Raw genomic sequence first — 9026 nt, 5'->3', positions numbered from 1 at the left:
CCAGATGACGCGGGACAGCGCTGCCACTAGCGTCAACGCCGTGCTTGCCGAGCTGTTCGCCGCGGCCGCCCACGGGTGCCGCGAGCGCAGTCCGCTGACCCAGCGACTCCTCAACGACGCTGCCGCCGACCTCAGTCAGGGCGGCGTCACCGCGAAGATCATGGCGGGCGCCGAACGCGACCGGGAGGCCACCGTGCCAGGTCTGCGGTTCGCGGGCGCCGTGCACCGGCTCGTGCTCGAAGGGCGCGCGCCTGGCCTTGCGAAGCACTACCCGTCCGTCGGTGGCCAGCCGCACCTGCCGACGTTGTGGGAGGACGCGCTGCCCGCCCTCGAGGAGCACGCGGATCTCCTGCGACATCGCATCGGCACGACGGTCGTGCAGACCAACGAACCCGGCCGCAGCGCGCCCCTCTACGGCGGCCTGATGGTCGCCGCGCAGGAGGCGGCGAAGGCGGCGGCAGGCACGTGCCTTCTGCGTGCGGCTGCTGGAGGTCGGCGCGAGCGGTGGGCTCAACCTGCGCCCGCACCACGTCGGCTACCGGCTCGACGACACGGTGCTCGGCGACCCGGACAGCCTCCTCGTCCTCGACCCCGAGTGGACCGGCAGGCCGCCGACCGACCTCGGTCACCGGCTGCGCGTGGTCGGAAGGGCGGGGTGCGACCTCCGACCGGTCGACGTGTCCACAGAGGACGGACGCCTGCACCTGAGCTCGTTCGTCTGGGCGGACCAGCTGGAGAGGTGGAACCGGCTCAGGGACGCGCTCGACCTGGCGGCGACGGACCCGGTGAAGGTCGAACAGTCCGCGGGCCCCGAATGGCTCGCGAAACAGCTCACCCGCGCCGAACGCGACGTGCTCACCGTCGTGTGGCATTCCGTGGTGTGGCAGTACGTTTCGCCTGCCGACAGGGCGATGGGCCGGGCGGTGCTGGCTGACGCGGCCGCGAAGGCGACGCCCACGACACCGTTGGCACTGCTGGTGTTCGAGCCGCGTCGATGGGACGCCGGCTACCGGTTCGAGCTGTTGCTCAAGCTCTGGCCGGCCGGGATCTCACTGAACCTCGGGTACGGCGAAGGGCACGGCACACCGTTCACCTGGAACGTCACCCCTTGGGAATGATCACCGCGTTCACGACGTACCGGCCGTCGTGTTCCTCGACGGGCAACCGGAAGTCGCCACTCGTGCCGTCGCGGGTGTACTCCACGACGACCGCGCCGTCACGGTAGACGCCGCGGTCCACCTGTGCCGTGGCGAAGTGCTCGACGGTCGCCTTCGCCACGTCCTCGCCGCCGACGGCGAGCAACGGCTCAAGCTTGTGGAAGTCGTGTGCGCGCAACGCGTTCGTCACGTCGGCGGTGAGCTGCTCCGGGGACGAGGCGCCGGGTTCCGGCCAGCTCGCGATGGAGATGATCACCATCACGAGCCAGCCGATCGGGAAGACCAGCAGCCAGAACCTGAGGTTCGTCAGCCGCTCGTGCACGTCAGGGCGTCCCCGAGATCAGCACGAACACGGTGGTGATCCAGCAAAGCAGGAACGCGAGGATCCAGAAGCGGATGTTGGTGAGGATTCTGGTCATGACAGGGCCTCTCTACAACGAGCAAAGCGAGCGAAACCGGGACTAGAGCCAGCGATTTCGGCGCAATATTCGGTAGAGCGTGAGGCAGGCGATGAGGACCAGGCTCATCACCAGGGGATAGCCGAACTTCCACTTGAGCTCGGGCATGTAGTCGAAGTTCATGCCGTACACGCCGACGACCATGGTGGGCACGGAGATGATCGCGACCCACGAGGTGATCTTGCGCATGTCGGTGTTCTGCTGCAGCGTGATCTTCGCGAGCGTCGCGTCGACCAGCGTGGTCAGCAACTCGTCGAACGCGGTCACGCGCTCGGACACCTCGGTGAGGTGGTCGTCGACGTCGCGGAAGAACGCCCTGACCTCTTCGGGGATGAGCGGCGTGTAGCCCTCCGCCAAGCGGCGCAACGGGTTCGCGAGCGGCATCACCGCGCGGCGCAGCTCCACGACCTCGCGCTTGAACATGTAGATCTGCTCCGCGCTCACCTCGCTGCGCGGCGCGAAGACCCGCTCCTCCATGCGGTCGATGTCGTCCTCGATGTGGTCGGTGACCTCGAGGTAGTTGTCCACCACCTGGTCGGCGATCGCGTGCATCACCGCGGAAGGACCGATCTCCAGCCGCTCCGGGTCCTCCTCCAGCACGTGGCGCAGCTTGGAGAGCCCGGAGTGGTTGCCGTGCCGCACGGTGATGACGAAGTCCTTGCCGAGGAACACCATGATCTCGCCGGACTCGACGATCTCGTTGGCGGTGTCGGGGGACTCGTTGGTCACGTAGCGGACGGTCTTGAAGACCATGAAGAGCGTGTTGTCGTACCGCTCGAGCTTCGGACGCTGGTGCGCGTGCACCGCGTCCTCCACCGCGAGCTCGTGCAGGCCGAACGTCTCCGCGATGCCCTGGATCTGCTCGGCGTCGGGCTCGTGCAGTCCGATCCAGACGAAGCCGTCCTTGCGCTTGCGCACTTCCTTGACGGCGTCGGTGTGCGTCCAGCGGCCCGGCAAGCGCTTGCCATCGACGTAGACCGCGCAGTCGACCACGTAGTGCGACAACGGCACGGTGATGTGCGGAGCGGGGCGCTGCTGAGCGCCGCGTCCGCGGATCGAGGGCAGGCTGGGCATGGTGAGTTCCTCCAGGGCCACACGTCGTCGTTCAAGTGCACGAAAAGCACGACGGGCGTCCCACCGGAGGGAAACTCGAGCGGTCTAGAACGATCTAGCCGGCCACCTCGGTGAAGACGCGCTTGGTACTGGCAGGGTGGGGGTCCTTGCTCATTTAGGGGTCCTCACCTCCTCGGGGCGAAGGTCACTGGTGGTGGAAATCCTCACACACCGGTTGCCGAGGGTACTCCCTCTCTGCTCAGACTGTCTCCCCACCTGAGACAGATCTCGATCACACGTAGTTGGAGGCGCGGTGCAGTTCGGTCGGTACTACGAGGAGTTCGAGGTCGGAGCGATCTACAAGCACTGGCCGGGCAAGACGGTCACGGAGTACGACGACCACCTGTTCTGCCTGCTCACGATGAATCACCACCCGCTCCACATGGACGTGAACTACGCGGAGAACACGACGGACTTCGGCAAGAACGTCGTCGTCGGCAACTACATCTACTCGTTGCTGCTGGGCATGTCCGTGCCCGACGTCTCCGGCAAGGCGATCGCCAACCTGGAGATCGAGTCGCTGCGGCACGTGAAGCCGACGTTCCACGGTGACACGATCTACGGAGAGACCGAGGTGCTCGACAAGACGCCGTCCAAGTCCAAGGACGACAGGGGCGTGGTCTACGTCGAGACCCGCGGCTACAAGCAGGACGGCACGGTCGTGTGCATCTTCCGCCGCAAGGTCATGGTGCCCAAGAGGTCTTACGGTGAAGCTCGCGGCGGCGAGCAGCCCGGGCGCCCCGAACCGAAGGAGTGAAGTGACTTCTCTGGATCTGGCACAGCAGCGTCTGCGTGCGTTCGCGGAGGAGGCGGCCGGCATCTCGCCGCTCTACGAGCACCTCGCGTCGCGTGCTGCCGACGATCCGGAGGTCGCCGATCTGCTGACCGCCGCCAGTGAGGACAACGCCACGGGCGAACTCCTGCTGGCGGCGGCGCATCGGCTGGTGCAGGCGGAACCGTTCCACCAGCTCTCGAACTACTACCCGTCGCTCGGCGGGACCTACGGCGCGGACGAGAACACCTGGCCGCTCTTCCGCGACTTCCTGCTGGAGCGCGCCGACCGCGTGCGGGCTCTGGTGAGCTCCCAGGTGATCCAGAGCAACGAGGTGCGCAGGGCCGCGCTTCTGTTTCCGGCTGTGGCCGCCGCGGCGAAGCAGGCGGGCGGGCCGATCGGGCTCGTGGAGGTCGCGACGACGGCCGGTCTGCTGCTCGGGCTCGACCAGTACTCGTACCGCTACCAGACCCAGGAGGCCGGTCAGCTCGTCGCCGGGCCCGCGAAGGCCGCGCTGGGCCTGCACTGCTCGCTGGAACTGGCACCGGGCGCGGTGCTGCCGAAGCTGCCCAAGACGATCAAGGTGGCCGCGAAGGCCGGCATCGGCGTGGCACCCGCGGACCTGGCGGACGAGGACGCGTACGCCTGGCTGGAGGCGTGCGTGTGGGCCGACCAACCGGAACGGCTGCGTCTGTTCGGAGTGGCGTGCGGGGTGCTCCGCAAGAACCCGCCACGTCTGGTCGCCGGAGATCCGGTCGCGGACCTCGCCAAGGCGGTCGAGCCGATCGACGCGCCGCTCGTCGTCATCACGAGCGGGTCAGGGCTCGACCTGGTGCCTGCTTTGTCGGCTTTGGGCAGGCCCGCGTGGTGGGCCGCTCACGAGGGCGGTGAGCTGCGGCTCATCCGTGTGCGTGACTCGGAAGTCGAGACGACCACTCTGGCCACCACCGAGGCCCACGGGCAACGTCTCGTTTGGCGTTGAGCACTCGCCCCGATCGCGTGAACCCTGATCAGGCCCTGGGCAGGCAGTTCCACTCGGAAAGCGCTTCTAGGAGCCCGTGAGTGGTCGGAAGTGTGGCCAACGTCGCACTGTCGACCCAAGCGACATCCGATGCGTCGTCGCCCGCTCGGAGCACACCCGACGTGACCTGGCATTCGTAGTCGAAGATCAAGAAAACCCCGTTCGGGGCCTGGCGCTCGACGCTGCCGACGAGGCGTCCAACGGTGACGGAGAGTCCCGTTTCTTCGGCTAGTTCCCTAGTCACGGCAGCCTCATCCGTCTCTTTTGGCTCCACGCGCCCGCCTGGTATCGACCACATGCCCTCACCAGGCGGATTGGCACGTCGCACGAGCAGTAGTCGCCCGTTCGAGTCATGAACGATGGCTCCGACACAACGGATGGTGCGCTCGCTGCTCGCCGTCACGAACACGAAGCGTAGTCACCCCGGAACGGCGGTGCAGTCCACTACCCCGGCTGCGGTACAAATCTCCCAAGGCGCTGAATCGTGCTGTACAACGGTCACGAACGGCGCCAAACGGGTGCGAACGCGGACGGGGTGGACACCGTGAACTTGAAGAAGATTCTCACTTTCGCCGGAATCGCCTTGCTGCTGTTCTTCCTCATCGCTGAGCCGCAGCAGGCCGCACAGTTGGTCACCAACATCCTCAACTCGCTGCGAACTGCGGCTGAGGCCCTGATCACCTTCGTGCGACAATTGTTCTAGTCCCCCGGTTCGCCGGGAGGCGGGGACAGAGCACTGGCTGGCATCGGGAAAGGGCTGGTAGCGCATGTTCGCACCACGTGATCCGGACGACTACCTGCTGTCGAGCGAGCGTCGGGTCATCCGGGTGCGCAGGCACTGGTCCTACCTGATCTGGGACGTGCTCGAAGCCGCAGCACTGCTCGCCGGCTTCATGATGATCTCGTACCTGCTTCCCGCCGACGCGGGCGTGATCCAGAACGTGCTGTGGTACGGCGGGCTGCTCGTGCTGTTGCGGGTCGCCTACTTCATCATCGAGTGGTGGGTCGAGCGCATCGTCGTCACCGACAAGCGGTTCATGCTGACATCGGGCGTCTTCGAGACCAAGGTCGCGATGATGCCCATCAGCAAGGTCACCGACCTCACCTATGAGCGCACCGTGGGCGGACGCATGTTCGGCTACGGCACGCTGATCGTGGAGTCGGCCGGTCAGATCCAGGCGCTGAACCGCCTGGAGTTCCTGCCGGACCCCGAAGAGGTGTACGACGCCATTTCGGAGCTGACCTTCGGTGACAAGAAGGCGCAGGCGGAGCGGTTCTCGATGATCAAGGCACAGCGGGCTGCGCGCGGGAAGAAGATGGTCCCGTAGCGGGACCTCACAGGGGCGTCGTCCACACTGGACGACGTGGTCATCGATCTGCACACCCATTCGACCGAGTCCGACGGCACCGACAGCCCTGCCGAACTGGTGAAGGCTGCGGCGCGAGCAGGGCTCGACGCGGTGGCGATCACCGACCACGACACCGCGGCCGGGTGGGCCGAGGCGGCTGCGACATTGCCTCCTGGCCTGCGGCTGGTGCGTGGCGCCGAGCTCTCCTGCGCGTGCCCTGACGGCCGTGGCCGCACGATCACCGTGCATCTGCTGGCCTATCTGTACGACCCGACGCACGCGGCGTTGATGGTCGAGCAGTCGCGGCTGCGCGAGGAGCGGCGGCACCGGCTGCAGAAGATGGCCGAGATGATGCAGGCCGACGGCTTCCCGATCGACCCGGTCGACCTGATGACGCGGCTGCCCTTCGACGCGCCCGCAGGTCGTCCGCACCTGGCGCAGGCGTTGATCCGCGCCGGGGTGGTGACCTCCGTCGACGAGGCCTTCGCGACCTACCTGACGGGTGGGCGTTATTACGTGGGGCGGACCGACACACCCGTCGAGCGCGCCATCGAGATGATCACCGAGGCCGGTGGCGTGACGGTGCTCGCGCATCCGTTCGCGGTGTCGCGCGGGCCCATCGTGACCTCTGACGTCGTGCGTTCGCTGGCCGCCGCCGGCCTGGCCGGGGTCGAGGTGGACCATCCGGACCACGATCTTGAGACGCGGGCGTCGTTGCGGTCGCTGGCCTCGTCGCTGGGACTGATCGTCACCGGGTCGAGTGACTACCACGGCACGAACAAGACGGTGCGGCTCGGCGCGGAGACGACGGCGCCGGAGATGCTGGATGCTCTGGCCGAGCGGGCGACCGGCGGCAAGATCCTCGTCGGATAGGGCGGTGTCTTCGTGTTCAACCTGCGGCTCTTCATCGAGGCCACGATCACCCTGCTGGTGATCATGGACCCGCCCGGCACCGTGCCCGTGTTCCTGGGACTGGTGGGCCGCAAGTCACGGGACCAGCGCAAGCGAGCCGCGCGGCAGGGCGTGCTGGTGTCGTTCCTGGTGATCACGCTGTTCGCCGTCGCGGGCAACTCGATCCTGGCGTACATGCACATCGGCATTCCCGCGCTGCAGGGCGCGGGCGGGTTGCTGCTCTTGCTGATCGCGCTGGACCTGCTGACCGGCAAGGGCGCGACCAACCACCCCGAGGTCGAGGACGTCAACATCGCCCTGGTGCCGTTGGGGACGCCGCTGCTGGCCGGGCCCGGCGCCATCGCCGCGACGATCGTGTTCGTGCGGCAGGCTGACGGCTGGGGCTCCTACTTCGCGTTGGCCGCGGCGATCGTGGCCGTGCACCTGATCCTGCTGGGGACACTGCGGTCCGCCGGACTGCTGATCAAGGTGTTCAAGGAGAGCGGGATCCTGCTCATGGCCAAGATCGCCGGTCTGCTGCTGGCCGCGATCGCCGTGCAGCTGGTCGCGTCGTCGGTGCAGGGCTTCATTTCTTCTGGCGTCTAGCGCTCGATGTGGGCCTTGTCGCCGTCGATGATGATCGGGCGCTCGATCAGGCTCGGGTTGGCGACCATGTGCGCGATCCACTTGGCGCGGTCGTGCTCGAGGAGCTTGGGGTAGGCGGGTTCCTTGGTGCGCGCGATCTCCCACGGCTCTTTGCCCAGGAGCTTGAGGACGTGGTCGAGCTCCTCGGCGGTGGGGGCGTCGTCGAGATAGCGCCGTTCGGTGTACTCGATGCCCTCGTCGTCGAGGCGTTGCTTGGCGGCGCGGCTCTTGGAACAGCGCGGGTTGTGCCAGATCTCCATGCGCGAAAATGTAGCGAGTTCGCGTCGGTCATCCGGTTGCCCCTTCGGGTCAACCGCCGGAGGCGATTCGGGCCGAAGCGGCAGCCGGATGGCCGACTTCCCGGCGAACTCGCCGCCGTCTGCGGAGCAGGGGCAATCCAACACTGTCAGAGGGGCTGAGTACCTTGATTGGGGTGGAACAACTCGGCTTCGACTTCGGCACGCAGCACCGCCGTCGGCTCGTGCGCGTCACGCCCGCGAAGCTCGCGACGTGGACGGACTGCCCGCGCCGCTTCCGGATGACGTACCTCGACCGCCCCACGCCACCGAGGGGCGGTGCCTGGGCGCACAACACCTTGGGCGCTGTGGTGCACAACGCCCTCAAGGCGTTGTTCGATCTGCCTCCGGACAAGCGCACGCCGGACCAGGCCGTGGCGCTGGTGAACCGGCAGTGGAAGTCCGAGGGTTTCCGCGACGTCGACCAGGCCGCCGAGTACCGCTCGCGCGCGCAGGGCTGGGTGCACGACTACGTGTCGTCGCTGGACGTCGACTTCGAGCCGCTCGGGGTGGAGCGCTGGGTGTCGTCGCCGACCGAGCGCATCGTGGCCGAGGGGCGGGTCGACCGCATCGACTACCGCGACGGCGAGCTCGTGATCGTCGACTACAAGACCGGGCGTCACGTGCTGACCTCTGACGACGCTCGGGGTTCGCAGGCTTTGGCTTTGTACGCGCTGGCCGCTCGGCGCACGTTGCGCAAGCCGTGCAGCCGGGTGGAGTTGCACCACCTGCCGTCCGGGTCGGTGGCGGTGTGGGAGCACACGGAGGAGTCGCTGGCCCGGCACGTTCGGCGGGCGGAGGAGGCGGCGGACGAGATCGACCTGGCCACGGAGACGCTGAAAGCCGGTGGAGATCAGGAGATCCTGTTTCCGCCGGTCACCGGGCGGCAGTGCCAGTGGTGCGACTTCCGGCGGAGCTGTCCGGAGGGGCAGGCGGCCGCACCGTCGTTGGAACCGTGGGCGTTGCTGGCTCCGTAGCCGTCGAGTCGTGAGAACCGGCGGCCCCGTAGGGTGGCGGGAGTGGACGTGGAAGTAGCAAAGCGGCCGTCGCGGACCTACGGAATCCTGCGCGCCGTGAGCGGTGTGCTCGCGGTGGGCATGGTGCTGCTCGCTCTGGGGAACATCGGCGTCCAGTTCTACGCGAACTCCCGCGATCTGCCTGGACCCGGCACGTTGTCGGTCACGGCGCACGTCGTGGCGGCTTTGGTCGTCGTCGCGGGGCAGATCGTGGCTGACCGGTACGCGGACTGGAAGGCGCCGTTGGCCTCGCTGGCGGTGCTGGTGGTGACAGGGGCGACCCTGTGGACCTTCTGGTGGGCCTGACT

Annotated in this window: 13 protein-coding genes and 1 pseudogene; 10 read left to right on the top strand and 4 right to left on the bottom strand. The window is 67.4% G+C overall.

The window, feature by feature from the left end:
* Positions 1-4: 4 nt before the first annotated feature.
* Both FXN61_RS51595 and FXN61_RS51590 read left to right on the top strand, forming a co-directional pair.
* A pseudogene (locus FXN61_RS51595) lies at positions 5-391 on the top strand (DUF2332 family protein); the annotation flags it as partial.
* A gap of 85 nt (positions 392-476) precedes the next feature.
* Positions 477-1118 (top strand): DUF2332 family protein, encoded by a 642-nt coding sequence (locus FXN61_RS51590; RefSeq protein ID WP_312877586.1) that lies wholly within the window; start codon positions 477-479, stop codon positions 1116-1118.
* Here the strand turns inward: FXN61_RS51590 and FXN61_RS06800 are convergent.
* Together FXN61_RS06800 and corA are read right to left on the bottom strand one after the other, a co-directional pair.
* Complete coding sequence (locus FXN61_RS06800; RefSeq protein ID WP_167971210.1) at positions 1102-1479, bottom strand: hypothetical protein; 378 nt, start codon at positions 1477-1479, stop codon at positions 1102-1104. The genes FXN61_RS51590 and FXN61_RS06800 overlap by 17 nt on opposite strands.
* 139 nt (positions 1480-1618) lie before the next feature.
* Positions 1619-2689 carry a magnesium/cobalt transporter CorA gene (gene corA / locus FXN61_RS06795; protein ID WP_167971305.1) on the bottom strand — a complete coding sequence of 357 codons (1071 nt, stop codon included), beginning with the start codon at positions 2687-2689 and terminating at the stop codon, positions 1619-1621.
* A 292-nt stretch (positions 2690-2981) separates the two neighbouring features.
* Between corA and FXN61_RS06790 the strand changes: the two genes are divergently transcribed.
* Both FXN61_RS06790 and FXN61_RS06785 read left to right on the top strand, forming a co-directional pair.
* Positions 2982-3485, top strand: a complete 504-nt coding sequence (locus tag FXN61_RS06790) for a MaoC family dehydratase (protein WP_167971303.1) — start codon at positions 2982-2984, stop codon at positions 3483-3485.
* A gap of 1 nt (position 3486) precedes the next feature.
* Entirely contained in the window at positions 3487-4482 is a 996-nt protein-coding gene (locus FXN61_RS06785) for a DUF2332 domain-containing protein (RefSeq protein WP_167971302.1), read from the top strand.
* A 28-nt stretch (positions 4483-4510) separates the two neighbouring features.
* Here the strand turns inward: FXN61_RS06785 and FXN61_RS06780 are convergent, their stop codons facing one another.
* Entirely contained in the window at positions 4511-4924 is a 414-nt protein-coding gene (locus FXN61_RS06780; protein WP_167971358.1) for an NUDIX hydrolase, read from the bottom strand.
* A 132-nt stretch (positions 4925-5056) separates the two neighbouring features.
* On the opposite strand from FXN61_RS06780, the gene FXN61_RS06775 reads away from it, so the two are divergent.
* The 4 genes from FXN61_RS06775 to FXN61_RS06760 all read left to right on the top strand — a co-directional run bounded on the left by FXN61_RS06775 (position 5057) and on the right by FXN61_RS06760 (position 7367).
* Entirely contained in the window at positions 5057-5224 is a 168-nt protein-coding gene (locus FXN61_RS06775; protein ID WP_246290905.1) for a hypothetical protein, read from the top strand.
* A gap of 64 nt (positions 5225-5288) precedes the next feature.
* Complete coding sequence (locus tag FXN61_RS06770) at positions 5289-5849, top strand: PH domain-containing protein (RefSeq protein WP_167971298.1); 561 nt, start codon at positions 5289-5291, stop codon at positions 5847-5849.
* 36 nt (positions 5850-5885) lie between these two features.
* Positions 5886-6743 carry a PHP domain-containing protein gene (locus FXN61_RS06765; protein WP_376770591.1) on the top strand — a complete coding sequence of 286 codons (858 nt, stop codon included), beginning with the start codon at positions 5886-5888 and terminating at the stop codon, positions 6741-6743.
* Between the two features lie 12 nt (positions 6744-6755).
* Positions 6756-7367: a MarC family protein gene (locus tag FXN61_RS06760; protein ID WP_312877585.1), complete on the top strand. Its 612-nt coding sequence runs from the start codon at positions 6756-6758 to the stop codon at positions 7365-7367.
* Here FXN61_RS06760 and FXN61_RS06755 read toward each other — a convergent pair.
* Positions 7364-7666 carry an ArsC/Spx/MgsR family protein gene (locus FXN61_RS06755; RefSeq protein WP_167971296.1) on the bottom strand — a complete coding sequence of 101 codons (303 nt, stop codon included), beginning with the start codon at positions 7664-7666 and terminating at the stop codon, positions 7364-7366. The genes FXN61_RS06760 and FXN61_RS06755 overlap by 4 nt on opposite strands.
* A gap of 173 nt (positions 7667-7839) precedes the next feature.
* Between FXN61_RS06755 and FXN61_RS06750 the strand changes: the two genes are divergently transcribed.
* Entirely contained in the window at positions 7840-8679 is an 840-nt protein-coding gene (locus tag FXN61_RS06750) for a RecB family exonuclease (RefSeq protein ID WP_167971294.1), read from the top strand.
* Between the two features lie 48 nt (positions 8680-8727).
* Positions 8728-9024, top strand: coding sequence for a hypothetical protein (locus FXN61_RS06745; RefSeq protein ID WP_167971292.1), 297 nt, complete (start codon positions 8728-8730; stop codon positions 9022-9024).
* Positions 9025-9026 lie beyond the last annotated feature (2 nt).

Source organism: Lentzea indica, from assembly GCF_012184385.1.
Taxonomy (GTDB): Bacteria; Actinomycetota; Actinomycetes; order Mycobacteriales; family Pseudonocardiaceae; genus Lentzea; species Lentzea indica.
Note: the sequence above shows the minus strand (reverse complement) of the source record. Positions and strands in the feature narration are given on the sequence as shown.